The sequence below is a fragment of the Pseudomonas sp. M1 genome, assembly GCF_022760135.1.
GTDB classification, from domain to species: domain Bacteria; phylum Pseudomonadota; class Gammaproteobacteria; order Pseudomonadales; family Pseudomonadaceae; genus Pseudomonas; species Pseudomonas citronellolis.
Genome location: NZ_CP094343.1, coordinates 3582692 through 3606081, shown reverse-complemented (window position 1 = coordinate 3606081; position 23390 = coordinate 3582692). Strand labels below are relative to the sequence as shown.

22 protein-coding genes are annotated in these 23390 nt (G+C 70.4%); 8 read left to right on the top strand and 14 right to left on the bottom strand.

Features of this window, described 5'->3' with window-relative positions:
* Positions 1-186 precede the first annotated feature (186 nt).
* Together PM1_RS15930 and PM1_RS15925 are read right to left on the bottom strand one after the other, a co-directional pair.
* Positions 187-936, bottom strand: coding sequence for an anti-sigma factor family protein (locus PM1_RS15930; protein WP_024128877.1), 750 nt, complete (start codon positions 934-936; stop codon positions 187-189).
* Positions 933-1442: a sigma-70 family RNA polymerase sigma factor gene (locus tag PM1_RS15925; RefSeq protein WP_009620300.1), complete on the bottom strand. Its 510-nt coding sequence runs from the start codon at positions 1440-1442 to the stop codon at positions 933-935. Before PM1_RS15925 ends, PM1_RS15930 begins: the two co-directional genes overlap by 4 nt.
* Positions 1443-1612: 170 nt before the next feature.
* Here PM1_RS15925 and PM1_RS15920 point away from each other — a divergent pair, with 170 nt between their 5' ends.
* Positions 1613-2674: a catalase family peroxidase gene (locus PM1_RS15920; RefSeq protein ID WP_009620302.1), complete on the top strand. Its 1062-nt coding sequence runs from the start codon at positions 1613-1615 to the stop codon at positions 2672-2674.
* Positions 2671-3231 (top strand): cytochrome b, encoded by a 561-nt coding sequence (locus PM1_RS15915; protein ID WP_009620303.1) that lies wholly within the window; start codon positions 2671-2673, stop codon positions 3229-3231. The genes PM1_RS15920 and PM1_RS15915 overlap by 4 nt, the downstream gene beginning before the upstream one ends.
* A 27-nt stretch (positions 3232-3258) precedes the next feature.
* Here the strand turns inward: PM1_RS15915 and PM1_RS15910 are convergent, their stop codons facing one another.
* Both PM1_RS15910 and PM1_RS15905 read right to left on the bottom strand, forming a co-directional pair.
* A complete protein-coding gene (locus PM1_RS15910) occupies positions 3259-3654 on the bottom strand; it encodes an OsmC family protein (protein ID WP_009620304.1) in 396 nt (131 codons plus the stop codon).
* Positions 3655-3729: 75 nt separating this feature from the next.
* Positions 3730-5130: an MATE family efflux transporter gene (locus PM1_RS15905; RefSeq protein WP_009620305.1), complete on the bottom strand. Its 1401-nt coding sequence runs from the start codon at positions 5128-5130 to the stop codon at positions 3730-3732.
* Between the two features lie 158 nt (positions 5131-5288).
* On the opposite strand from PM1_RS15905, the gene pdxB reads away from it, so the two are divergent.
* On the top strand, positions 5289-6437 hold the full coding sequence (pdxB, locus tag PM1_RS15900) for a 4-phosphoerythronate dehydrogenase PdxB (protein WP_009620306.1): 1149 nt from the start codon (positions 5289-5291) through the stop codon (positions 6435-6437).
* A 39-nt stretch (positions 6438-6476) separates the two neighbouring features.
* Here pdxB and PM1_RS15895 read toward each other — a convergent pair whose 3' ends face one another.
* Complete coding sequence (locus PM1_RS15895) at positions 6477-6659, bottom strand: PA1571 family protein (protein WP_009620307.1); 183 nt, start codon at positions 6657-6659, stop codon at positions 6477-6479.
* 187 nt (positions 6660-6846) lie between these two features.
* Between PM1_RS15895 and PM1_RS15890 the strand changes: the two genes are divergently transcribed.
* Positions 6847-7968 (top strand): ATP-NAD kinase family protein, encoded by a 1122-nt coding sequence (locus PM1_RS15890; RefSeq protein WP_009620309.1) that lies wholly within the window; start codon positions 6847-6849, stop codon positions 7966-7968.
* On the opposite strand, the gene PM1_RS15885 is transcribed toward PM1_RS15890, so the two are convergent.
* The 4 genes from PM1_RS15885 to PM1_RS15870 all read right to left on the bottom strand — a co-directional run bounded on the left by PM1_RS15885 (position 7944) and on the right by PM1_RS15870 (position 13097).
* Positions 7944-9329 carry a PepSY-associated TM helix domain-containing protein gene (locus PM1_RS15885; protein WP_009620311.1) on the bottom strand — a complete coding sequence of 462 codons (1386 nt, stop codon included), beginning with the start codon at positions 9327-9329 and terminating at the stop codon, positions 7944-7946. The two genes, PM1_RS15890 and PM1_RS15885, sit on opposite strands and share 25 nt — an antisense overlap.
* A gap of 8 nt (positions 9330-9337) precedes the next feature.
* Positions 9338-11650 carry a TonB-dependent receptor gene (locus PM1_RS15880; RefSeq protein ID WP_009620312.1) on the bottom strand — a complete coding sequence of 771 codons (2313 nt, stop codon included), beginning with the start codon at positions 11648-11650 and terminating at the stop codon, positions 9338-9340.
* Between the two features lie 97 nt (positions 11651-11747).
* On the bottom strand, positions 11748-12152 hold the full coding sequence (locus PM1_RS15875) for a DUF2946 domain-containing protein (RefSeq protein WP_009620314.1): 405 nt from the start codon (positions 12150-12152) through the stop codon (positions 11748-11750).
* Positions 12153-12629: 477 nt separating this feature from the next.
* Complete coding sequence (locus tag PM1_RS15870) at positions 12630-13097, bottom strand: MarR family winged helix-turn-helix transcriptional regulator (RefSeq protein WP_009620315.1); 468 nt, start codon at positions 13095-13097, stop codon at positions 12630-12632.
* 185 nt (positions 13098-13282) lie between these two features.
* On the opposite strand from PM1_RS15870, the gene PM1_RS15865 reads away from it, so the two are divergent.
* Positions 13283-14809: a DHA2 family efflux MFS transporter permease subunit gene (locus PM1_RS15865; protein WP_009620317.1), complete on the top strand. Its 1527-nt coding sequence runs from the start codon at positions 13283-13285 to the stop codon at positions 14807-14809.
* On the opposite strand, the gene PM1_RS15860 is transcribed toward PM1_RS15865, so the two are convergent.
* Complete coding sequence (locus PM1_RS15860) at positions 14806-14970, bottom strand: hypothetical protein (protein ID WP_009620319.1); 165 nt, start codon at positions 14968-14970, stop codon at positions 14806-14808. The genes PM1_RS15865 and PM1_RS15860 overlap by 4 nt on opposite strands.
* Before the next feature lie 330 nt (positions 14971-15300).
* On the opposite strand from PM1_RS15860, the gene otsB reads away from it, so the two are divergent.
* The 3 genes from otsB to otsA are packed head-to-tail and all read left to right on the top strand — an operon-like array spanning position 15301 to position 19309.
* The gene (otsB, locus tag PM1_RS15855; protein WP_009620321.1) at positions 15301-16122 is read left to right on the top strand and encodes a trehalose-phosphatase; all 822 of its coding nucleotides are present in this window, start codon (positions 15301-15303) and stop codon (positions 16120-16122) included.
* Positions 16119-17912 (top strand): glycoside hydrolase family 15 protein, encoded by a 1794-nt coding sequence (locus PM1_RS15850; RefSeq protein ID WP_009620323.1) that lies wholly within the window; start codon positions 16119-16121, stop codon positions 17910-17912. Before otsB ends, PM1_RS15850 begins: the two co-directional genes overlap by 4 nt.
* On the top strand, positions 17897-19309 hold the full coding sequence (gene otsA, locus PM1_RS15845; RefSeq protein ID WP_009620325.1) for an alpha,alpha-trehalose-phosphate synthase (UDP-forming): 1413 nt from the start codon (positions 17897-17899) through the stop codon (positions 19307-19309). Before PM1_RS15850 ends, otsA begins: the two co-directional genes overlap by 16 nt.
* A gap of 375 nt (positions 19310-19684) precedes the next feature.
* On the opposite strand, the gene iadA is transcribed toward otsA, so the two are convergent.
* Genes iadA through PM1_RS15825 form a run of 4 tightly spaced genes read right to left on the bottom strand, consistent with a single transcriptional unit; the run spans position 19685 to position 23355 of the window.
* Complete coding sequence (gene iadA / locus PM1_RS15840; protein ID WP_009620328.1) at positions 19685-20890, bottom strand: beta-aspartyl-peptidase; 1206 nt, start codon at positions 20888-20890, stop codon at positions 19685-19687.
* Positions 20887-21591: a creatininase family protein gene (locus PM1_RS15835; protein WP_009620330.1), complete on the bottom strand. Its 705-nt coding sequence runs from the start codon at positions 21589-21591 to the stop codon at positions 20887-20889. The genes iadA and PM1_RS15835 overlap by 4 nt, the downstream gene beginning before the upstream one ends.
* Positions 21573-23099, bottom strand: a complete 1527-nt coding sequence (locus PM1_RS15830) for a sodium:solute symporter family protein (RefSeq protein ID WP_009620332.1) — start codon at positions 23097-23099, stop codon at positions 21573-21575. The genes PM1_RS15835 and PM1_RS15830 overlap by 19 nt, the downstream gene beginning before the upstream one ends.
* A complete protein-coding gene (locus tag PM1_RS15825) occupies positions 23092-23355 on the bottom strand; it encodes a hypothetical protein (RefSeq protein WP_009620334.1) in 264 nt (87 codons plus the stop codon). Before PM1_RS15825 ends, PM1_RS15830 begins: the two co-directional genes overlap by 8 nt.
* Positions 23356-23390 lie beyond the last annotated feature (35 nt).

Here is a 23390-nt window from a genome sequence, read left to right as displayed (position 1 = left end):
CATGGGTTTCGCAAGCTCAACCCATCCTACGAAAAGCACATCAGCACGACCGGCGAGACAGTTGCCCTACCGCTCTTGCTTCCAGCTTCGTAGTCGCGGTGATGGGTATCGCTTCGCTCAACACCATCCTACGGGGTGGTTTGCCGGCGGGAGTAGGAGGACGCTGTCCGCGATTGGGCGCCTGGCTCAGAACCCCAGCAACTGCCCCACCTGGTCCCCCTGCGGGTTGTCGCTGCGGCTCACCAGCGCATAGTTGTAGTCGCCCTGGCTCCAGTAGCGCGTCAGCAGCTCGCCGTCCTGCCGCTGGCCGTGGGGCAGCAGCAGGTGGCCGGGGCCCGGCGGGCGGATGAAGAAGCTCAGGCGATGGCCCTGGGCATCCTCGTAGATCACCAGCGCCGCCGCACCCTGCTCGGTGGCCAGCAGGCGCGCGCCGACGCTGCGCAGGCCCAGGCGGTCGAGGTCGGACGGCAGGTTAGCGTTCTCCAGGTAGCGGCCGAGCCAGTTGCGCACGTTCTCTCCGGCGCGGGTGTCCAGCGGGGCGCTGCTGCCGTTGGCGGCGAACAGGCGGTAGGCCTGCACCGCGTCCTCCATCGGCTTGCCGTGCCTGACCAGACTCATTTCGCGGGCCTGCCAGCCGCCCAGGCTGCCCACGCCCAGGGCCAGCAGCAGGGCGGCGGCGGTGGCCAGGCGGGCGCGGCGGCGTTCGCGCAGCTGGCGGCGGATGCGCGCCGGGTCCAGCGCCGGGCCGGCCGGCGGCAGGGCGCGGCTGGCCAGGGCGGCGCGCAGGTGCTGGGCGTCCTGCCGCCATTGCTCGACGCGGCGGGCCTCCTGCGGGTGGCTGGCCAGCCAGGCTTCGATCCATTGCCGGCGCTCGGCGTCCAACTGGCCGTCGAGGTAGGCGTGCAGGTCGCTTTCGGTAGGCGTCAGTTCGCTCATTTGAGTACCCGTAGGGAAGGGGCGCCGCTGCTGCCTTCGCTGAGCGCGCGCAGGGCCTGGCGTGCGCGCGACAGGCGCGACATCACGGTGCCGATGGGGATCTGCAGGGCCTCGCCGACCTCGCGGTAGCTCAGCCCCTCGACGCTGACCAGGGTGAGCAGGGCGCGCTGTTCGGCCGGCAGGCGTTCGAAGGCCTCCAGGGTGGAGCGCGCGCTGACGATGTCCTCGGCGGAGGGGCTGCGTTCTTCCCCGCCGCCGAACAGCGCGAGGATGCGCGCGTAGCGGCGGGCGCGGCGCTGGCCGTCGACGAACAGGCGGTAGAGGATGGCGAACAGCCAGGCGCGCAGGTCGCCGTCGCCGCGCTTGCCGCCCCAGGCCGACAGGGCCTTTTCCAGGGTGGCCTGGACCAGGTCGTCGGCGCTGGCCGCCTCGCGCGTCAGGGACAGCGCGAAGCGCCGCAGGCGCGGCAGCAGTTCGCGCAGTTGCTGGTCATCCAGTTCGTTCATCGCGCCGTGGCCGTCGGCCGTCTCCGTGGTTCGTCGAGCCGGTGGGACGAATCCCCGCGCAGTTTATTCCACCGCCGCTCGGCTTTCGGGCGAATTTCCGCTGCCGGGAATAACCCGGCGCCTGGTGCGTCGTACGGGCTCATCGAACCTGGCCCAATGAGGACCTACCCATGACCCAACCCGACTCGGCGCCGCCGAACCTGCCCCTGCGCCTGGCAACCATCGCCCTGGCCGTGGGCGGCCTGGCCGCAGCCTTCGCCTACGCCGCCGGCTGGATAGGCCCGCAGCGCCTGACCCCGGCGCGCCTGGTGGACAGCCTGGAGCAGAACGCCGGCGTCTACCCGGCCTACCGCCGCAACCATGCCAAGGGCCTTTGCGTGGTCGGCCATTTCGACAGCAACGGCGCCGGCGGCGAAGTTTCCCGCGCCGCGGTGTTCGCCAAAGGCAGCGTGCCGGTGGTAGGGCGCCTGGCCATTCCCGGCGGCAACCCGGCCGCCAGCGACGGCGCCGCGCCCATCCGCAGCCTGGCCCTGCGCTTTTTGCCCGGGCACGGCGGGGAATGGCGCACCGGGATGAACGCCATGCCGGTGTTCGTGGTGAACAGCGTGCAGGGCTTCTACGCGCTGCAGCAGGCCTCGCAGCCGCAGCCGGGCAGCGGCAAGCCCGACCCGGCGAAGCTGGCCGCGTTCTTCCAGGCGCATCCGGAAACCGCCGCCTTCCGCGCCTGGGTGAAGAGTTCCACGCCTTCGTCCAGCTACGCCAACAGCGCCTACTACGGCCTCAACGCCTTCTTCCTGGTGGACGGGCAGGGCCGCGAGCACCCGGTGCGCTGGTCGGTGCAGCCGGAAGCGCCTTACCAGCCGATGAGCGCCGAGCAGCGCGGCGAGGCCGACTTCCTCGCCGCCGAGCTGCAGCAGCGCCTGGCCCAGGGGCCGCTGAAATGGCGGCTGCTGCTGACCCTCGGCGAACCCGGCGACTCCACCGCCGACGCCACCCGGGCCTGGCCGGCGCAGCGCCGCAGCATCGATGCCGGCGAGCTGGTCATCGAGCGCGCGCTGCCCGAGCAGGGCGGGCCCTGCCAGGACGTCAACTACGACCCGCTGATCCTTCCCGACGGCATCCGCGCCTCGGACGACCCGCTGCTGAGCGCGCGCTCGGCGGCCTATTCGGAATCCTTCAACCGCCGTACCCGCGAGCAGGCCGCAATGCCGGCCAAGGAGCCGCAGCCGTGAAAGCCGAACCCCGCTACTTCCCCTTGCCGCTGCGCGTGTTGCACTGGCTGATGGCGCCGCTGGTGATCGCCATGCTGCTGATCGGCCTGGCCATGGTCGCGAGCGCTTCGCCCGCCCATGCCACCCTGGTGGCGATCCACAAGCCCCTGGGCGCGGCGCTGCTGGTGCTGGTGCTGGTGCGCCTGGCCATCCGCCTGAGCCGGCGGGTGCCGGCGCTGCCGCGGGAAATGCCGGCGTGGCAGCGGCGCCTGGCCCACGCCTCGCACTACCTGCTGTACGCGCTGTTGATCCTGCAGCCGCTGGTGGGCTGGACCATGCAGTCGGCCGGCGGCTACCCGGTGGTGCTGTTCGAGGGCCACGAGCTGCCGGCCCTGGTCGACCCCTCGGTGTGGCTGCACAGCCTGCTGCGCAGCGCCCACAGCGTGATCGCCTACCTGCTGATGGCGACCATCCTGCTGCACCTGGCGGCCGCGCTGTTCCACGGCCTGATTCGCCGAGACGATGTGCTGCCCAGCATGACCGGCGGCCGCCTGCCGAGCGGCGCGGACGAGCCCTGAGGGAAGCCGGCCGGCTTCAGCGCGGTGTCACAGCAACTGGCTGTCGATATGGATTTCGCCGCTGAGCAGCTTGTGCACCGGGCAGGCGTTGGCGATTTCCAGCAGGCGCTGGCGCTGGGCGTCGTCCAGCGCGCCGTTCAGGCCGATGTCGCGGGCGATGCGGCTGTTGCCGGGTTTCTCCTGGCTGAGCCTGAGCTGCACCTGGATGCCGTCCAGCGGCCATTGCTTGCGCCGCGCGTACATGGCCAGGGTGATGGCGGTGCAGGCGCCCAGGGACGACAGCAGCAACTGGAAGGGCCCCGGGCCCTGGTTGCCGCCGCCCAGCTCGGCGGGTTCGTCGGCCAGCCACTGGTGCAGGCCGTCGGACAGGCTGACCTGGTAGGGAATGCCGGCGTGGCTGGCGGTGACGGTGGCGTCGCTCATGGCAGGGCTCCTTGGCCTGGAAGGGGAGGCCTGGGAGTCTAACCGCTCTGCCACGGGCTTACACGGCGCTCGGGGTCAGACCCCGCGCATCTGCTGCAACCTGATATGCCGCCGCGCGCTGCGCGCCAGGCGGATGCCGAGCAGGATCGCCGCGCAGGTCAGGCCGACGATCAGGCCTTCCCACAGCCCGCGCGGGCCGGTGGGCTGTTGCAGCCAGTCGGCGAGGCCGAGGCTGTAGCCCACCGGCAGGCCGATGCCCCAGTAGGCGAACAGGGTGATGAGCATGACCGCGCGGGTGTCCTGGTAGCCGCGCAGGGCGCCGGCGGCGGTGACCTGCAGGCCGTCGGAGAACTGGAACAGCGCCGAGTACACCAGCAGCGCGGCGGCCAGCGTCAGCACCTCGGGGTCGCGGGTGTAGAGCGCGGCGATGTGTTCGCGGAACACCAGCATGGCGCTGGCCGAGATGGCCGCCCAGGCCAGCGCCGTGGCCATCCCGGTGCCGGCGGAGAAGCGTGCGTCGCGCGGGCGGCTGGCGCCCAGGGCCTGGCCGACGCGCACGGTCACCGCCATGGCCAGGGCGTAGGGGATCATGAAGGCCAGGGCGCTGATGTTCAGGGCGATCTGGTGCCCGGCCACGACCTTCTCGCCCAGCTCGCCGATCAGCAGGGCGATCACCGAGAAGATGCTCGACTCGGCGAAGATGGCGATGCCGATGGGCAGGCCGACGCCGACCAGGCCGCCGATCACCCTGCGGTCGGGCCGCTCCCAGCGGGCGAACAGGGCGCTGGGCCGGTACACCCGGGCGCTTTTCACCCACACCAGCATGCCCAGCAGCATGAACCACATCACCGTGCCGGTGGCCCAGCCGCAGCCGGCGCCGCCCAGGGCCGGGACGCCCAGGTGGCCGTAGATCAGCACGTAGTTGAGGGGGATGTTCAGCAGCAGCCCGCAGACGCCCAACACCATGCTCGGCCGGGTGCGCCCCAGGCCGTCGCTGAAGCAGCGCAGCACGTGGTACAGGGCCACCGCCGGCAGGCCGCAGGCGATGCCGCGCAGGTAGAAGCGGCTGGGTTCGATCAGCGCCTCCTCGACCTTCATCGCCCGCAGGATGGGCTCGGAAAGGAACCACAGCGCGGCCGCCGCCAGCGGCCCCACCAGCAGCGCCAGCCACAGCGCCTGGCGCACCAGCGGGCCGGTGCCGGGCTGGTCGCCGGCACCGAAGCGCTGGGCGACCTTGGCGGTGGTGGCCAGCAGGGTGCCGGTCATCAGCAGGAACACCGGAATCCAGATGGAGTTGCCCAGGGCCACCGCGGCCAGGTCGCGGGGGCCGACGCGGCCGGCCATGACGGCATCGACGAAGCCCATGGCGGTGGTGGCCAGCTGGGCGATCATGATGGGCGCGGCGAGGGTGAGCAGCTCCCTGAGTTCGGTGGCGAGGCGCCGTCCGCGCGAGACGGGCTGGGCAATGGCAGTCACGGCTGTCCTTGGCTGAGCTTACGTGGGGAAGCCGGCCAGTCTATCGCCTGACGGTAGGGTCAGGAAAGCGCCGCGCACGCGGGCCGCGACCCCCGGCCGTGGCGCTGGTAAAGTGACGGGAATCATCCGTAGGAGCTTTCCCAATAGGAGCTTTCCTCATGCGCATCCTTGCCGACGAGAACATTCCCCTGGCCGAGGCCTTCTTCGGCGCCCAGGGCGAGATCCGCCGCGTCCCCGGGCGCGCCATCGACCGCGCCACCCTGGGCGACGCCGAGGTGCTGCTGGTGCGCTCGGTGACCCAGGTCGACCGCGAGCTGCTGCAGGGCAGCGCGGTGCGCTTCGTCGGCACCTGCACCATCGGCACCGACCACCTGGACCTGGGCTACTTCGCCGAGGCCGGCATCGCCTGGTCCAGCGCGCCGGGCTGCAACGCCCGCGGCGTGGTGGACTGGGTGCTGGGCAGCCTGCTGGCGCTGGCCGAGGCCCACGGCGCGAACCTGGGCAAGCGCCGCTACGGCGTGGTCGGCGCCGGCCAGGTCGGCGGGCGCCTGGTGGACGTGCTGCGCGGCCTGGGCTGGGACGTGCGGGTGTGCGACCCGCCGCGGCAGGCCGCCGAGGGCGGCGACTTCGTCAGCCTGGAAGAGATCGTCCACGAATGCGACGTGATCAGCCTGCACACGCCGCTGACCAGCATGGGCGCGCACATGACGCGCCACCTGATCGACGCCGAGCGCCTGGCCCACCTGCGCCCCGGCGCCTGGCTGCTCAACGCCAGCCGCGGCGCGGTGGTGGACAACCTGGCGCTGCGCCAGCGCCTGGAGAGCGGCGCCGACCTGGACGTGGCGCTGGACGTATGGGAGGGCGAGCCCCAGGCCGACCCCGAACTGGCCCAGCTATGCCGCATCGCCACCCCGCACATCGCCGGCTACAGCCTGGACGGCAAGCTGCGCGGCACGGCGCAGATCTACGAGGCCTTCTGCGCCTGGCGCGGCATCGAGCCCAGCGTGCAGCTGGACGACCTGCTGCCGGCGCAATGGCTGATGGAACTGAGCCTGGGCGAGGACTGCGCGCCGGACTGGGCGCTGGGCCTGCTGTGCCGCGCAGTGTACGACCCGCGCGGCGACGACGCGGCCTTCCGCCGTAGCCTGGTGGGCAGCGCCGAGGCGCGCCGCGAGGCCTTCGATGCGCTGCGCAAGCACTACCCGCCGCGCCGCGAGATCACCGGCCTGTGGGTGGACATCCAGGGTGAGGCGCCGGCGCTGGAGCGCCTGGTCCAGGCGCTGGGCGCCAACCGCGTCGGCGAGTAGACAGGGGAAAGGGCCCGCCAGGGCGGCGGGCCGGAGGGGTCAGCGCGCGCGCTTTTGCACGCAGCTGCCTTCCAGTTCGCGGCAGGCGCGCTGGATCATGTCTTCGGTGATGGGTATCTCACGGCCCTGGGCGTCGATGATCGAGCCGCCCACCGGCTGGTCCGGGGCGGGACGCGGAGGTTCGCGACGCGGGGCGTTGTCATGGGTGGGGTGCGAGCTCATGGCCAAACTCCTCATCGAAAGCTGCTGCAGTCTAGGCAGAATCACATGAAGTCCCGGTGACAGCGCGCGCCGGGCGAAACGACCGCCATGGCCGCGGGCGCGAGCCGGGCGGCGGGGCGGTGAATGCTTGTTATGAGCCGGTCCCTCCCGGACCTGGTATCCGTGGGAAAGTCCTTTGAGGTTGAGTATGGACGGATTTCACCTGGGCCTGATCGTCAATCCGCTGGCCGGTATCGGCGGCGCCGCCGCGCTCAAGGGCAGCGACGGCGTCGCTGAGCAGGCCCTGGCGCTGGGGGCCGCGCCGCGCGCGGCCGAGCGTACCCGGCAGGCGCTGGAGGTGCTGCTGCCGCTACGCGAGCGCCTGCGCTTCCTCACCTTCCCGGGGCCGATGGGCGGCGACCTGCTGGCCGACATGGGCTTCCACTTCGAGGTGATCGGCGAACTGGCAGGCGAGCGCACCAGCGCCGAGGACACCCGCCGCGCCGTGACCCTGCTGCAGGACGCCGGGGTGGCGCTGATCCTCTTCGCCGGCGGCGACGGCACCGCCCGCGACGTCGCCGCGGTGGCGCGCGAGGGCCAGCCGGTGCTGGGCATCCCGGCCGGGGTGAAGATCCATTCCGGGGTCTATGCGGTCAGCCCGCGGGCGGCCGGCGAGCTGGCCCGGCGCCTGGTGGAAGGAGGCCTGGTGCGCCTGGCCCAGGGCGAGGTGCGCGACCTCGACGAGGCGGCGCTGCGCGAGGGCCGGGTGGCGGCGCGCTGGTACGCCGAGCTGACGGTGCCGGAGGAAGGCCGCTTCATGCAGCACGTCAAGCAGGCCGGGGTTGAGACCGAGGAGCTGGTGCTGGCCGACATCGCCGACTGGCTGCGCGACACCTGGGAAGACGGCGTGCGCTACGTCTTCGGCCCCGGCTCGACGCTGCACGGCCTGGCCCGCGAACTGGGCCTGGAGACCACGCTGCTGGGCGTGGACGTGATCGAGAACGGCGAGGTGATCGCCCGCGACGTCACCGAGCAGCAGTTGTTCGAGCTGGTGGACGACTACCCCAGCTGGCTGCTGGTGACGGTGATCGGCGGCCAGGGCCACGTGATCGGCCGCGGCAACCAGCAGATCAGCCCGCGGGTGCTGCGCGCCATCGGCCTGGAGCGCCTGCGGGTGGTGGCCACCAAGCGCAAGCTCGGCACCCTGGAAGGCCGGCCGCTGCTGGTGGACAGCGGCGACCCGCAGCTGGACGCAAGCTTCCCCGACGCGCTGCGGGTCTGGGCCGGCTACAAGGAAGAACTGCTCTACCCGCTGGCCGAGGCGCTGTAGCCGTCCAGGCCGAGGAAGCGGGCGAGCGGGGCGATGCGCGACAGCAGGCAGCGCTCCAGCAGCCAGACCAGCAGCAGCGAGGCGCCCAGCAGCGGCAGGTACAGCCCCAGCAGCACCAGCACGGCGAGGGCCAGCGCCGGGTAGCGCGCACCCGCCATGGCCGCCGGCGCGCCCAGCACGCCTTGCGGGCGGCGCCGCCACCACAGCACCAGGGCGCTGAGCGCCAGGCAGATCAGCCCCAGGGTGGTGAACAGCCCGAGCGCCTGGTTGGCTACGCCGAACAGTTGGCCCTCGTGAGCCGCCACGCCATAGCCGATGACGCGGTCGAGCAGCGGCCGCTGGGCGAAGTCCACGCGCTTGAGCACTTCACCGGTCTGCGCGTCGAGCACCAGGTTGACGCGCTGCGGGCGGTTGGCCGCGTCCGAGCGCGCGGTCCACTGCGGGGCCATGGCCGAAGGTGGAGCCAGCAGCACGGGGTAGGGCAGGTCCAGCGCCTGCACGGTCGGCAACATGCGGTCCAGCGCGGTGTAGTCCGGCGTCGGCGGCGGCATGTCGGGCATGGCGTGGTGCATGCCCGGCATGTTGGCGTGCTCGTCCGCCGGGGCGGCATTCTGCGCGCGGCGCTGGGCCATCTCCTCGGCGCGGCCGGTGGTCCAGTCCTGTTGCACCGTCTGCTTCGCCGCCCACTGGCGGACCTCCTTGAGCGCACCGCCCCAGAAGGTCGCCCAGGGCAGGCCGCTCAGGATCAGCAGCAGGGCGAACAGCGACACCCAGAACCCGGTCACCCCATGCAGGTCGCGCCAGAACAGCCGGCCGCGCTGGCCCAGGCGCGGGTAGAGCACCCCGCCCAGGCGCGTGCCGCGCGGCCACCAGAGGTACAGGCCGGTCACCAGCAACAGCACCGTCCAGCAGGCCGCCAGTTCCACCAGGTAGGAGCCGGTGCTGCCCATCAGCAGCTCGCCGTGCAGGTGGAACAGCTGGCGAGTGAAGCGCTGGTCCTCGACGACCTGGTGCAGCACCTGGGCGCTGGTGGGGTCGACATAGACGCGGCGCAGGTCCTCGCCGTTGCCGACCAGGACCTGCGCGGCGTCGCGCGGGCCATCCGGCAACTGGTAGGCATTCAGCCGCGCGCCGGGCACCGCGGCCAGGGCTGCGCGGACCTGTTCGCTGACCGGCAGCCGCGCGGCGGCCGCGTCCACCCGGTTGTAGGGGCTGTCGAGCAGGGCGTCGATCTGCGGGCGGAACAGGTAGATGGAGCCGGTGAGCGACAGGGCGAGGATGAACGGGATGCAGAACAGCCCGGCGTAGAAGTGCCAGCGCCAGATCAGGCGGTACAGCGCGGCGCGGTTGGCTGGTTTCATGGCGGGCCTCAGTAGTCGTAGCTCAGGCCGAGGAAGGCCGTGCGCTGTGGGTAGGGGTGGCTGACGTAGTACTTCTCGTTGCCCAGGTTGTCGATCCCGGCGGAGGCGGTGAGGTGCTCGTCGATGCGGTAGCTGGCCTTGACGTCGAACACGCTGTAGCGGCTGATGCCGCCGTAGGTGTCGTGGTTGTCGTCGGTGTTCAGCAGGGTGCCGTAGGAGGCGCTGGCGTAGCGGTAGCCCAGGGCGTAGGTCAGCCGCGCATCCTGGTGGTAGACCGCGGACAGGCGCGCCCGCCAGCGCGGGATGCGCGGGTAGTCGTTGCCTTCGGCGGCCGGGGTCAGGGCGTCTTCGAGGATTCGCGCCTGGGTCCAGGTCAGGCTGGCGGACAGGTCCAGGCCGGGCAGGCCGACGTCCTTCGCATCCAGCGCGCTCTCGATGCCGCGCAGGCGGGCGCGGTCGATGTTGTCGATGCGGGTGACGTTGGGGCTGACGCTGGTGTCGGTCTGCGAGAACAGCGCGTCGTGGCGTTCTTCCTGGAACAGCGAGACGCGCAGCAGGTAGCGGTCCCAGCCGTACTGGGTGGTCCAGTCGAAGGAGCGCACGTCCTCGGGCTTGAGGTCCGGGTTGTTCTGCACCAGCTGGGTGCCGCTGCTGATCTGCTGGAACAGCTCGCCCACGGTCGGGTAGCGCACCGCGCGGCCGTAGGAGAAGCGCGTCTGCAGGGCGTCGGTGATGTCGAAGGCCAGCGCCGCCTTGGGCGAGATGTCGTTGCGCTGCTGGTCGTCGTAGTGGACCTGCTGCGGGGTGGTGGTGACGTCGCGGTTGAAGCCGTCGAAGGCTTCCCAGTGTTCGGCGCGGGCGCCCAGGGTCAAGGTCCAGCGCGGGGCGAACTTCCAGGCGTCCTGCAGGTACAGCGCCTGGGTGCGCGTCTCGCCGCCGGAGGCCGCGACCTTGGCGCCGTTGTCGGCGGATTTCCAGTCGTCCAACTGGTAGGTGCGCTGCTTCAGCAGGTAGTCGTCGATGTGGTAGCCGAAGGTGACCTCGTGGCTGTCGGGGCGCCAGATGCCGCGCAGCTCGCCGGTCTGCCAGCCGGTGCCGTCCTGCACCTGGCGGGTGCCGGCCTGGCTCTGGCCGTAGTTGGAGGCGGTGCGGGTGGAGGAGTCGAGGTAGCGGTAGTCGCTGGCCGAGGCCTGCCAGTCGAAGAGGCCGCCGCTGTGGCTGGCGAACGACAGGCCGTTGAGCAGGTGCAGCTCGTCGGTGCGGCTGGGGTTGAGGCCGGAGACCTTGTACGAATGCCCGTCGATGTTGACCGTGCCGTTGTACAGGGTGCGCCCGCTGGCGTCCTTCAGGTAGCTGTCGACGCCGGTGTGGGAGTCGTTGGACCACAGCCCCAGGGTGTACACCGCGGTGATGTCGTCGTTCAGGTCCCAGCCCAGCTTGAGCTTGCCCTGGTCCTGCAGGCTGTGGTCGATGGAGTAGCCGCCGAACACCAGGCGCTGCTTGCCGTTCTGGTCGTTGTCCGCGTGGGCGCCGCCGGCCGTGGGCGCGCCGGCCACCGGCGCCTTGCTCGACAGGCCGGCGGTGGCGTAGCTCATCGGCTGGCCCTGGCTGTCCAGGTGGTCGTAGGACACCCACACCGACAGCGGCCCGCGGTGGTCGCCGGCGGCCAGGCTGATATTGCCGGTGGCGTAGTCGTCGTGGCTGCCGTAGAGGTCGAAGTCCTGCCGCGAGCCGGTGACCGAGGCGTGGAATTCCGGGCGCGTGGGCATGCGCGTTTCCAGGGTCACCACGCCGCCCAGGGAGTTGCCCGGGTAGAGCGCGCTGAACGGGCCGTAGAGCACGTCGACGCGGGAAATCTCGGCGGGCGTCACCAGGCCCCAGCGCGGCGGGAAGGCGTAGCTGTTGCCGAGCAGGTTGGAGAGCAGCAGGTCGTCGGCGTAGACCAGCGATTGCGCGCTGGAAAGGGTGCCGGTGGTGCGGGTGGCGAGAATGCCGTTGCGGTCGCCGATGAAGCGCTCGCGCACCTCGAGGCTGGGCAGGTACTTCAGGGCCTGGGCGGAAGTGACCAGGTTGGTGCTCTCGCGCAGCTGTTCGGCCGTGCGGCTCTCGACCACGGCGGGAGCGCTGGCCAGGGCCGCGGGCAGCGGCTGCTGGCCTTCGGCGCTGACCACTACGTCGGCCAGGCGGGTAGGTGCGTCGCCGTCGGCGGCGGTTTCGGCGTGGGCTGGCAGCAGCAGGCTGCCGGCCAGGCCGCAGAGCAGGGTGCGGGCGGCCGGGGGCTTCAGTGCGTAGGCAATGCACCGGCGCAGGGATGTGGACATCCGGATGATCCTTGTTCAGGACGACGGGAGCGCGGCCAGGCATGCGCGCAGGGGCACGCACGCCGGGGGCGCGGGTTCGGGGTGTCGTGGAACGGGATCAGGCCAGGGGCGGGCCGCGCGGACGGACGTCCAGCAGGTGCAGGAAGGGCGGGAGGGGCAGCGCCGGCGGCGGCGCCTGGGCATTGACCGGCCCCAGCGCCGGGGCCATGGCGATGGCCCAGAGCAGCGCCGGGCTGTCGTGCAACAGGGTGCAGTAGCCGCAGGCGGGGTCGAGGCTGTTGTGGACCATGCCGCCGTGGTCGCCGGCCGGGGCATGCTGCATGGCCCCGTGGTCCATGGGCATCTGCCCCATGTCATGGGCGGAACACCAGGCGCCCTGCGGCGGCGGGGAATGCTCGACGGCCTCGAGGGTGCGCGAGAAGGTCGGGGCGAACAGCAGCAGCCCGAGGGCCATGACGGCCAGCCAGGTGGCGAGGCGGTACTGTGCTGAGTGACGGCGCAAGATGGAACGTCCCGATCGGTGGGGCCGGGGTCTGGGGGCGCTATGCTGCCATGCCGGGGGTGGGGGCTTCAATGTGGGGGGCTGAGAATGAGGGGCCGTTCGGAGCGGGCGGCGAATCTGGCGTCATCGTCATGCCCGCGAACGCAGGAACGCAGGGCGGACGGAGTCCGCTCGGTTCCTGGGAAGCACGGGCGTAGGAGCAACTGTCTTGCCCACTGCGCCGGGGTGCTTTTCGTAGGATGGGTTGAGCGAAGCGAAACCCATGCGGCCATGGTGATGGATATCGCTTCGCTCAACCCATCCAACGGACGTTGTGTTTACCGGAGGATGTAGGAGCGGACTCCGTCCGCGATTGGACTCACTGGCCCCGCCGAACTATCCGGTGGCACGGCCAACGGCGGATAACCGCGAACGGTTATGCGCCCTACGTTCCTGTGTTCGTAGGAATGGCGAGGTGAAGTTACCAGGACCCGCAGCCTAGGTATCCCCCGGCTTCTGCTGGGCGTAGGCGCGGGCCTTTTCCTCCATCAGCCGCAGCACCCGGGTGGCGGTCTCGACGTCTTCCCGGGGGATGCTGCCGAGCACTTCGGCGCGCAAGGCGTTGAGGGCTTTCTCCAGGCGCTCGGCCAATTCCCGTCCCGCATCCTGCAAATGGATGGCGCGCAACCGCCGGTTGCCCGTCACCATGCGCCGTTCCAGCAGGCCGGCGGCTTCTGCCTGGTCGAGGGTGCGCACCAGCGCCGCCGGGTGCACGCCGATGCAGTCGGCCAGCACGTTCTGCAGCACCCCGTCGCCCATGCGCGAGACCAGCAGCACCGGCGTGGCCACCGCCAGCGACAGGCCGCTCTCGGCCAGCACCAGGCTGGCGGCCTGCTGCCAGGCGCGGCGCGCCGGTTGCAGCGAGCCGGTGAGGGCGAACAGGTGATCCTGGGGCGGGCTGGGCATGGGGCGGTCCGTTGCGGGTGGATTTCGCGCCGATGATACGGACCCGGGCGGCGAGTACCAAACCCGCCTCGGCTTATCTGTGCAAAGTCAATAATTGCATTGACAGTAATTTGTCGCCGGTTCCAGAATTCGCCCAGGCCGGCGGCAGCACCGGCACCTCACGACCCACCCCAGGTTCGCCTTCCATGAGCACCGAATTCCGCCCGCCGAGCCTCGCCCTCACCACCCTCGGCCTGGCCCTGGCCATCTTCATGCAGGTGCTGGATACCACCATCGCCAACGTGGCGCTGCCGACCATCGCCGGCAACCTGGGGGTGAGCGCCAACCAGGGCACCTGGGTGATCACCTCGTTCGCCGTCAGCCAGGCCATCTCCCTGCCGCTGACCGGCTTCCTCTCCCGGCGCTTCGGCGAGGTGCCGCTGTTCATCGGCTGCTCGCTGCTGTTCGTGGTCGCCTCCTTCCTCTGCGGCGTGTCGCAGGACATGGGCATGCTCATCCTGTTCCGCGCGCTGCAGGGCGCTGTGGCCGGGCCCATGTACCCGATCACCCAGAGCCTGATGATCAGCATCTACCCGCCGCACAAGCGCGGCACCGCCCTGGCGCTGCTGTCCATGGTGGCGGTGGTGGCGCCCATCACCGGGCCGATCCTCGGCGGCTGGATCACCGACAACTATTCCTGGCCGTGGATCTTCTTCATCAACCTGCCCATCGGCGCCTTCGCCGTGTTCGTGGTCAGCCGGCAGATGCGCGGCCGCCCGGAACGCCTGCAGCGCACCCGCATCGACTACGTCGGCCTGGCGACCCTGGTGGTCGGCGTCGGCGCGTTGCAGATCCTGCTGGACAAGGGCAACGACGAGGACTGGTTTTCCTCGCCCTTCATCATCGCCTGCGCGGTGGTGGCGGCCATCGCCCTGGCGGCCTTCCTCATCTGGGAGCTGACCGAGGACGAGCCGGTGGTGGACCTGCGGCTGTTCCGCCACCACAACTTCCGTTACGGCACCCTGGCGCTGGTGCTGTCGTTCTCGGCCTACTTCGCCATCAACCTGCTGCTGCCCCAGTGGCTGCAGCGCAACCTCGGCTACACCGCCACCTGGGCGGGCCTGGCGGCGGCGCCGCTGGGCATCGCGCCCTTGCTGCTGAGCCTGCTGGTGGGGCGCTACGCGGCCAACTTCGACCTGCGCCTGGTGGCCTCGGTGGCCTTCGTCGCCATGGGCGCCACCTGCTTCCTGCGCTCGGACTTCACCCTGGACATCGACTTCCGCCACGTCGCCCTGATGCAGGCGCTGATGGGCGTGGGCGTGGCGCTGTTCTTCATGCCCACCACGGTGATCCTGCTGTCGGACCTGGAGGCCCACGAGATAGCCGCCGGCTCCGGGCTGTCGACTTTCCTGCGGACCCTCGCCGGCAGCTTCTCGGCCTCGCTCACCACCTTCCTCTGGGACCGCCGCGCGGTGCTGCACCACGCCCAGCTCAGCGAGAGCATCACCACGTTCGACAGCGGCACGCGCAACAGCCTGGAACTGCTGGGCCAGGGCGACCCGCAGCTGGGCGCCAGCCTGCTGAACCAGATGATCACCCAGCAGGCCTACCAGATCAGCTTCAACGAGCTGTTCCACGCCCTGGGCTGGATCTTCCTGATACTGATGAGCGTGATCTGGCTGACGCGCCCGCCGTTCAGCGGCAAGGCGCGGGTGGCGGTGGCGGACCACTAGGGCCGCCGTGCCCGCGCGGGGCACGGCGGGTCATTCAGTCTCCGGACTTGGGCGGCGTTCAACCGGTCGCCGTGGGCCTCCAGGGTGGCCAGCGCCGCTTCCAGGCGCGCCACCGGCCAGCCCAGTTCGGCGCGAGCGGCGGCGTTGATCAGGGCATCCATCGGTCGGTTCCCGCAGTCTAGCCAGCGCACCGCTTGTGGGCATTCACACTGCGGCCGGGGAGTGGCGGCTTGCCCATGAGCGGTACACGACGAACGGCGCCAGCCCCGGCAGAGCGGGCGTCGTGGCGGCGCGGGTGGCAGCCGGGCAGGGCGCCAAGGCATGGACCTTGCTGAACTTGCCGGGCCCCTGGAAGGTCCGTCCCAGGGCGGAAGATGCAGCCGGCGCGCTGGCCGCCCGATGGATTTTCCCGTGTTAGTCTTTTGGATTCTCATTCGCTTCGCCGTCCGCAGCGACTTTTCGCGGGCGGCCCGAAACGTGGAGATCGGCCCATGTCCCGCCCGATCGATTCAGGTCTGGCCGACGCGGCCATTGCTGCTTGCGGTGATGCCTCGGCCAGGGCCCTGCTCGATGACTGGTTGAGCGAGCGCGACGCACCCTGCGCGCTCTTTCTCGATGTCGACGGTACCCTCCTGGATATCGTCGAGACCCCCGACGCGGTGCGCGTTCCCGACGACCTGCGCGCCGCCCTGCAAAGCCTGCACCGCCAACTGGACGGTGCCCTGGCGCTGGTCAGCGGACGCCCGCTGGCGCAGCTCGACGACCTGTTCGCTCCCCTGCGCCTGCCGGCCAGCGGTGGCCACGGCGCGCAGTGGCGCCTGGCCGGCGGGCAACCCATGCAACAGTTGCCGGCGGCCCATCTTGGCGCGCCGCAGCGCGACCAGCTGCTGGCCCTGGCCCGGCGCCACCCCGGCGTGCTGGCCGAGGACAAGGGCAGCAGCCTGGCCCTGCATTACCGTGCCGTGCCCGAGGCCGGCCCGGCCCTGGCGGCGGCCCTGGAGCGCCTGCTGCGCGGCCCCGGGGGCGCCGGGCTGCGGCTGCTGCCGGGGAAGATGGTGTTCGAGGTGCTGGCCCATGCCAGCGACAAGGCCCAGGCCATCCGCCGCTTCCTCGGCGAGCCGCCCTTCGCCGGGCGCCGGCCGCTGTTCATCGGCGACGACCATACCGATGAGCCGGCCCTGGCGCTGATGCCGCAGTTGCACGGCCTGGGCCTTTCGGTCGGGCGCCTGGCGCCCGGCGCGCGGGCCGCCTTCGACCACCCGCGCGCGGTGCGCGAAACACTCATACAGGCCACGAGGAGAACACAGGCATGAGCAAGCACAACGGCGCGCTGGACCTGGGGCTGATCGGCAACTGCCGCGTCGCCGCCCTGGTGAACCGGCAGGCGCGCCTGGTGTGGTGGTGCTACCCGAACTTCGACGGCGACCCGGCCTTCTCCCGGCTGCTGGCCGGCGACGAGGAGAAGGGCTTCTGCGACGTGCTGCTCGACGGCATGGTCAGCAGCCACTCGGAGTACCAGCCCAATACCGCGATCATCCGCACCACCCTCACCGACGCCGCGGGCAACGCCGTGCGCATCACCGACTTCGCCCCGCGCTTCCTGCAGTACGGCCGCTACTTCCGCCCGGCGCAGCTGTGCCGGGTGGTGGAGCCGGTGCAGGGGCTGCCGCGGGTGACCCTGCGCATGCGCCCCACGCATCACTACGGCAAGCCGTGCGAGGCGGTGGCCGGCTCCAGCCACATCCGCTACCTGGGCGGCGACCAGGCGCTGCGCCTGACCACCGATGCGCCGCTGTCCTACGTCATGCAGGAAACGCCCTTCGCCCTCAAGCACCCGGTGAGCCTGGTGATGGGCGTCGACGAACCGCTGGACGAATCCCCCGAGCAGGTGGTGCGCAGCTTCCTCGAACGCACCCGCGCCGGCTGGTACGAGTGGGTGCGCTCGCTGGCCATCCCCTTCGAATGGCAGGACGTGGTGATCCGCGCGGCCATCACCCTGAAGCTGTGCAGCTTCGAGGAGACCGGGGCGATCATCGCCGCGGTGACCACCTCGGTGCCCGAGGCGCCGGGCACCCAGCGCAACTGGGACTACCGCTACTGCTGGCTGCGCGACGCCTACTTCGTGGTGCTGGCGCTGAACCGCCTGGGCGCCACCAAGACCATGGAGCGCTACGTCGACTTCATCACCACGGTGGCGGTGGAGGGCGCCGAGCTGCGCCCGCTGTACGGCGTGGTCCCGGCCATGGACCTGACCGAGCGCATCGAGCCGGACCTGGCCGGCTTCCTCGGCCACGCCCCGGTGCGCGTCGGCAACCAGGCGGTGGAGCAGGTGCAGCACGACGTGTTCGGCTCGGTGGTGCTGGCGGTGCTGCAGAGCTTCGTCGACCAGCGCCTGCCGCACCCCGGCGACGAAGGTATGCTGCGCCTGCTGGAAAGCCTGGCCGAGCGCGCCGCGCGCAACGCCTTCGTGCCCGACGCGGGCATCTGGGAATACCGCGGCCGGCAGCGCGTGCACACCCATTCGGCGATGCTCTGCTGGGCCGCCTGCGACCGCGTGGCGCGCATCGCCGCGCGCCTGGGCCACGGCGAGTCGGCGGCGCGCTGGCGCAAGGAGGCCACGCGCATCCGCGAGGGCATCCTGCGCGAGGCCTGGAGCGAGCGGCGGCAGTCCTTCACCGGCAGCTTCGGCGTCGACGACCTCGACGCCAGCGTGTTGCTGATGCACGAGCTGGGGCTGATCGAGGCCGACGACCCGCGCTTCGTCGCCACCGTCGACTGCATCGGCCGCGAACTGAACGTCAACGGCCACCTGCTGCGCTATGCCGCCGCCGACGACTTCGGGGTGCCGGAGACCGCCTTCCTGGTGGTCAAGTTCTGGTACCTGGACGCCCTGGCCGCCATCGGCCGCGGCGACCAGGCCCGCGAGCTGTACGCCGAGCTGCTGGCCGCGCGCAACAGCTTCGGCCTGCTGTCCGAGGACCTGCATCCGCACACCGGTGAGATGTGGGGCAACATTCCGCAGACCTACTCCATGGCCGGCTTGATCAACACCGCCATGCGTCTGTCCATGAGCTGGGAGGAGGGCCTATGTCGCGGCTTGTAGTGATTTCCAACCGGGTGGGCATGCCCGATGCCGAGGGCCGGCCCGCGCCGGGCGGCCTGGCCGTGGCGGTGGCGGCCACCCTGCGCGAGCGCGAGGGCCTGTGGTTCGGCTGGAGCGGCCAGGTGGCGGAGGTGCCGGCCGAGCCGACCACCCTGCAGAACGACAACATCACCTACATGGTCACCGACCTGCCGCCGCAGGACTTCCAGGAGTACTACAACGGCTTCGCCAACCGCGTGCTCTGGCCGATCCTGCACTACCGGGTGGACCTGGCCGAGTTCACCGAGGCCGACTTCGGCGGCTACCTGCGCGTCAACGAGTTCTTCGCCGAGCGCCTGAGCCCGCTGCTGCAGCCGGACGACGTACTGTGGGTCCACGATTACCACCTGATCCCCCTGGCCGTGGCGCTGCGCGAGCGCGGCCACCGCAACCGCATCGGCTTCTTCCTGCACATCCCCATGCCGCCGCCGGACCTGCTCACCGCGCTGCCGCACCACGAGGAGCTGGTGCGTGCGCTCACCGAATACAACCTGATCGGCTTCCAGACCGAGAACGACGCCGACAACTTCGCCCGCTACCTGACCCGCGTGGTGGGCGCGGCCACCCCCGATTCGCGGCGCTTCAGCCTGGGCCACCAGCACTTCCGCGTCGGCGTGTTCCCGGTGGGGGTGGACGTCGAGGGCTTCCGCCGCCTGGCCGAGGAGGCCGAACACGGCCCGCTGGCTGCCAAGCTGGAGGAGAGCCTGGTGGGTCGGGCGCTGATGGTCGGGGTGGACCGCCTGGACTACTCCAAAGGCATCACCAACCGCCTGGACGCCTACGAGCGCTTCCTGGAGAAATACCCCGAGCGGCAAGGCAAGGTGACCTGCCTGCAGATCGCCCCCGGCAGCCGCCAGGAGATTCCCGAGTACGCCGAGATCGACGCCGCGGTCAGCGCCCGCGTGGGGCACATCAACGGCCGTTTCGCCGCGGTGTCCTGGGTGCCGTTGCGCTTCGTCAGCCGCAACCTGGGCCGCGAGGACATCGCCCTGGTCATGCGCCGCGCGCGCATCGGCCTGGTCACGCCGCTGCGCGACGGCATGAACCTGGTGGCCAAGGAGTTCGTCGCAGCGCAGGACCCGGCCGACCCCGGCGTGCTGATCCTCTCGCAGTTCGCCGGCGCCGCCGCCGAACTGGGCGCCGCGCTCATCGTCAACCCCCACGACCGCGACGCCCTGGCCGATGCCATCGAGCGCGCCCTGGAAATGCCGCTGGAAGAACGCCAGGCGCGCCACCAGGAGATGTATTCGGTGCTGGAGGCCAACCACATCCGCTACTGGGGCCACGGCTTCATCGAGGCCCTGACGCGCCCGGGCGTGCCGCTGAACTGGCTGTCCAGCCGCGGGGCCAACCGCTGAGGGGGATGGTGCAGGTTGCACCGAGATGCTCTTCGTAGGAGCAACTGTCTTGCGCCGAGGTGCTCTTCGTAGGATGGGTTGAGCTTGCGAAACCCATGCGGTTGCGCTGATGGGTATCGCTTCGCTCAACACCATCCTACGAAAAGCCGTGCTGTGGTGGCATAGGGTTCAAGAGCGCCCTCTCCCCAGCCCTCTCCCTGAAGGGAGAGGGGGCTAGTCCGTGCCGAGAAAGGATTTGGTGTCAGCCGGCCACAAGGTGCAAGCCGGCTAACGCGGAAACATCAGCGCTCGCCGAACGGTCCCCTCTCCCAGAGGGTTAGGGAGAGGGGACGGGACCAAGCCCAAACACCGTCATTCCCGGCCGGCACCAAAAACTCACTCCCCCTCAAACGTCCCCCACAAGCAAGCCCTGCCACCACTCACCACCTGCCGCCCCCGCGCAAAGGCATGCACCAACTCCAACCGCTCATCCAGCAACAGAACGTCCGCCTCCAACCCCACAGCCAGGCGCCCCTTGCGCCCCTGGAGGCGCAGCAGGTCGGCCACGTTGCTGGTGAACGGCCGCAGCGCCTGCTCCAGCGGCAGTTGCTCGCGCAGGACCAGATCACGCAACTCGTTCATCAGGCTTTTGCACCCTGCCAGGGCCAGCCCCGTCAGCCGGCCGTCGCTATCGAACACCGGCTGGCTGCCGTTGGCGTCCGAGCTGATGGTCAGCCGCTGCAGCGCGACGCCCGCGCTCAGCGCCTGGATCACCGCGCGGCTGGACTTCAGCGCCTGCTTGGCGCCCAGTTCGGGGTTGATGCCGCTGGTGAGGTCGATGTTGCCGCCGTCCAGGGCGAAGCGGATGGCCGCCTCGTAGAGCGCGGCCGTGCGGTTGACGTGGGTCGGCAGCAGCTGGCCGATGGGGATGTCGCTGTGTTCGAGGATGCCGTACAGCGGCTCCAGCGCCCGGCGGCCGTTGCCCAGGTGGAACACGCTGATGCCCGCCTTGCCGCCCAGCAGGCCGCCGAGCCGGGCTTCGGCGGCGATGCGCGCCAGTTCGCCGATGCTTGGTGCGGACGAGCGATGGTCGGAGATGGCCGTCTTCACCCCGATAATGGGATCGATGAAGGCGATGTCGCGCTGGATGCTGCCGGTGATGGTGGGCGTCGGGACGCCGTAGGCGCCCGTCAGCATGAAGGCTGTGATGCCCTCGCTATTCAGCGCGCGGGCCTTGGCCAGCAGCGATTCGGGGTGGCGGGTGATGGCGTCGGTGCCGAGCAGGCCGACCACGGTGGTGATGCCGCCCTCCAGCAGGCTGGACAGGCGCACCTCCGGCGTGCGGCTGTGGGGCCCGGCTTCGCCGCCGCCGCCGATCAGGTGCAGGTGCTGGTCGATGAGGCCGGGGCAGAGCGTCAGGCCCCGCGCATCGACCTCCTGGCAGCCCGGCAGGTTGGGCGCTTCCAGGTGCTCGGCGATCGCCAGGATGCGTTCGCCGCCGATCAGCAGGTCGCGCCGGCCGAGCTTCTCGGGGGCGTAGAGTTCGCCGCCGCGCAGCAGCAGGAACGCCGGCGGCGCGGGGGCCGCGTTGGTCATCGTCATTCGGCCCAGCCGCCTTGCAGTTGTTCGCGGGTTTCCTCGACGCCGACCTGCCACAGCTCTTGCATCAGCGCGTCATCCTTGTGGTAGGCGCCGCCGTAGTTGCCGTCGCCGATGTAGGCGCGCACGGCCTGGGCGCCCAGTTGGCGCAGGCGGGCCAGGTCGACCATGGGCTTGCGTTCCTCGGGCGGTCTCTGGCCGGGGATGCGCGTCCAGGGGAAGTTCTCCATCCACGAGGCATGGGAGGCCAGCGCGTCTATCTCGCGAACCTTCGCCAGGGTGCGCGGCGTGCTCCACCAGTTGTGCAGCTTGACCCGCGCCTGCGGGTGCCGGCACAGCCACTGCTGGATTTCCGCCTGCACCGGGCAGTTGCCGCCATGGCCGTTGACCAGCAGGATGCGGCGGAAACCCTGCTGGTGCAGGCTGTCCAGCACGTCGACCAGCAGCGCGAAGTAGGTCGCCGGGCGCAGCGAGACGGTGCCGGGGAAGTCGCCGAAGTAGGGCGTCATGCCGTAGGGCAGGGCCGGGAACACCGGCAGCCCCAGGGGCTCGGCGGCCTCGATGGCCACCCGCTGGGCGAGGATCACGTCGGTCATCAGGCTGAGGTAGGCGTGCTGCTCGGTGCTGCCCAGGGGCAGCAGGACGCGGTCGTCCAACTGCACCTGGCGCTCCACCTGCATCCAGTTCATGTCGCCGATGAACATGGCTTGCTCCTGTCGTTGCGGGCGGTTGTGAAGTGCCGTTCCAGCACTTCGCGTTCGACGGCCGGGGTGGCCAGGCTGACGATCACGGCGACGGCCATGCCGAGCAGCCAGGCCGGCAGCAGCGGGTCGGTCCGCAAGCTCAGCCAGCCGTCCAGCCAGCCGGCCTTCAGCACGACGAAGCACAGCTCGCCGAGCAGCACGCCGGCCAGCGCGCCGGCGGCGGTGGCGCGCTTCCAGTACATGCCGAGGATCACGGCGATGACCCAGATGCCCAGGCCGCCGAAGGCGAAGCGCACGATCTCGAAGATGCTGGCGGGCTTGAGCACGCCGATGGCGATGCCGGCCAGGCCGATCAGCAGCGTGACCCAGTGCGACAGCCGGAGCACCCTGGCGTCGCTGGCCGCGGGGTTGATCAGTTTCTGGTAGAGGTCGCGGCTGATGCCGCCGGTGGCCACCACCATCAGCGCCGACACCGTCGACATGCCCGCCGAGACGATGCCGGCGATCATGACCGAGGCCAGGATCGGGTCCAGAGAGCGCTGCAGCAGCATCGGCACCACGAAGTCGGCGTCACGGCCGACGAGGCCCGGCAGCGAGACGAAGGCGTTGACCCCGGCCCACTCGATCAGGGTGGCCGAGACCAGCATGCCCAGGGTGCCCAGCAGCACGCTCTTGAACAGCACGGCGTGGCTCTTCATGGCGTAGAACTTGGTGAACAGCGTCGGCTGGCCGATGGTGAAGAAGCTCCACATCAGGATCATGGTGACGTAGACGCTCCAGCCGTACTCGCCCTTGCTGCCGGGGTGGGCGAGGTGGCCGGGGCTGTCCGCCGCCAGCTGCGCGTTGATGGCCTCCAGGCCGCCGCCGGCGCGGACGGAGATGACGAAGGTGACCACCGCGGTGAGCACCATCAGGCTGCCCTGCAACACGTCGGTGAGCATGGCGCCGCGCATGCCGCCGTACATGCAGTAGAGGATCACGATGCCGCCGGTCACCACCACGCCGACCCACTCCGGGTAGCCGGTGAAGGTCTTGACGATGATGCCGGCGCCCACCAGTTGCGCGCCGGTCATGGCGACCAGGAATACCACCATGGCGATGGCGTGGATGGCGCGCATCGGCGAGGACTGGTAGCGGTCGGCCAGGTAGTCGCTCATGGTCAGGTAGTGGTTGCGCCGGCCCAGCTCCATCAACCGGCGGCCGACCAGTAGCGCGGGGATCAGCATGGAGAAGGCCACCCCGGGGATGGTGATGCTCATCCCGGCGAAACCGTTGCCGTAGGCGATGGCCGGCACGCCCATGAAGGTGCTCATGCTGTACTGGGTGGCGAAATAGGCGATGCCCGAGACGATGGCGCCGGCCTTGCCGCCCATCACCAGGAATTCCTTCATGTTGCGCGTCTGGCGCGCGGCGACGTAGCCGATGGCGGCGATGACCAGGAAGTAGACGCCCATGGTCAGCAGGAAGGGGCCGGGCGTGGGCGTCAGCAGATGATCGATGTCAGACATGCGCGTCGGCTCCTTCCGGTTCCGCCTGGAAGCCGCGGTATTCCGGGCGCTTCAGGCATTGCACGGCGAACAGCGCGGTGAGTGCGATGACCACGCCGCCGTGGACGATCCAGCCGAAGAGAAACAGCGGCACGCCCCAGGGGCCGGCCACGTAGGTTTCGCTGTAGTACCAGGGCAGCGGCAGCATGATCAGCCCGTACATGAACATGAAGACGAGGAACCAGCCCCGCTCGAATCGGTTTTCCCAGACGCCCATCGTTACTGCTCCTGAATGCGAAGTGTGGTGAGGGG

Bases quoted from the DNA above. Each gene is read 5' to 3' on its own strand.
- PM1_RS15930 (WP_024128877.1), bottom strand. From the start codon at position 936: ATGAGCGAACTGACGCCTACCGAAAGCGACCTGCACGCCTACCTCGAC.
- PM1_RS15925 (WP_009620300.1), bottom strand. From the start codon at position 1,442: ATGAACGAACTGGATGACCAGCAACTGCGCGAACTGCTGCCGCGCCTG.
- PM1_RS15920 (WP_009620302.1), top strand. From the start codon at position 1,613: ATGACCCAACCCGACTCGGCGCCGCCGAACCTGCCCCTGCGCCTGGCA.
- PM1_RS15910 (WP_009620304.1), bottom strand. From the start codon at position 3,654: ATGAGCGACGCCACCGTCACCGCCAGCCACGCCGGCATTCCCTACCAG.
- pdxB (WP_009620306.1), top strand. From the start codon at position 5,289: ATGCGCATCCTTGCCGACGAGAACATTCCCCTGGCCGAGGCCTTCTTC.
- PM1_RS15895 (WP_009620307.1), bottom strand. From the start codon at position 6,659: ATGAGCTCGCACCCCACCCATGACAACGCCCCGCGTCGCGAACCTCCG.
- PM1_RS15890 (WP_009620309.1), top strand. From the start codon at position 6,847: ATGGACGGATTTCACCTGGGCCTGATCGTCAATCCGCTGGCCGGTATC.
- PM1_RS15885 (WP_009620311.1), bottom strand. From the start codon at position 9,329: ATGAAACCAGCCAACCGCGCCGCGCTGTACCGCCTGATCTGGCGCTGG.
- PM1_RS15880 (WP_009620312.1), bottom strand. From the start codon at position 11,650: ATGTCCACATCCCTGCGCCGGTGCATTGCCTACGCACTGAAGCCCCCG.
- PM1_RS15870 (WP_009620315.1), bottom strand. From the start codon at position 13,097: ATGCCCAGCCCGCCCCAGGATCACCTGTTCGCCCTCACCGGCTCGCTG.
- PM1_RS15865 (WP_009620317.1), top strand. From the start codon at position 13,283: ATGAGCACCGAATTCCGCCCGCCGAGCCTCGCCCTCACCACCCTCGGC.
- PM1_RS15860 (WP_009620319.1), bottom strand. From the start codon at position 14,970: ATGGATGCCCTGATCAACGCCGCCGCTCGCGCCGAACTGGGCTGGCCG.
- otsB (WP_009620321.1), top strand. From the start codon at position 15,301: ATGTCCCGCCCGATCGATTCAGGTCTGGCCGACGCGGCCATTGCTGCT.
- PM1_RS15850 (WP_009620323.1), top strand. From the start codon at position 16,119: ATGAGCAAGCACAACGGCGCGCTGGACCTGGGGCTGATCGGCAACTGC.
- otsA (WP_009620325.1), top strand. From the start codon at position 17,897: ATGTCGCGGCTTGTAGTGATTTCCAACCGGGTGGGCATGCCCGATGCC.
- iadA (WP_009620328.1), bottom strand. From the start codon at position 20,890: ATGACGATGACCAACGCGGCCCCCGCGCCGCCGGCGTTCCTGCTGCTG.
- PM1_RS15835 (WP_009620330.1), bottom strand. From the start codon at position 21,591: ATGTTCATCGGCGACATGAACTGGATGCAGGTGGAGCGCCAGGTGCAG.
- PM1_RS15830 (WP_009620332.1), bottom strand. From the start codon at position 23,099: ATGTCTGACATCGATCATCTGCTGACGCCCACGCCCGGCCCCTTCCTG.
- PM1_RS15825 (WP_009620334.1), bottom strand. From the start codon at position 23,355: ATGGGCGTCTGGGAAAACCGATTCGAGCGGGGCTGGTTCCTCGTCTTC.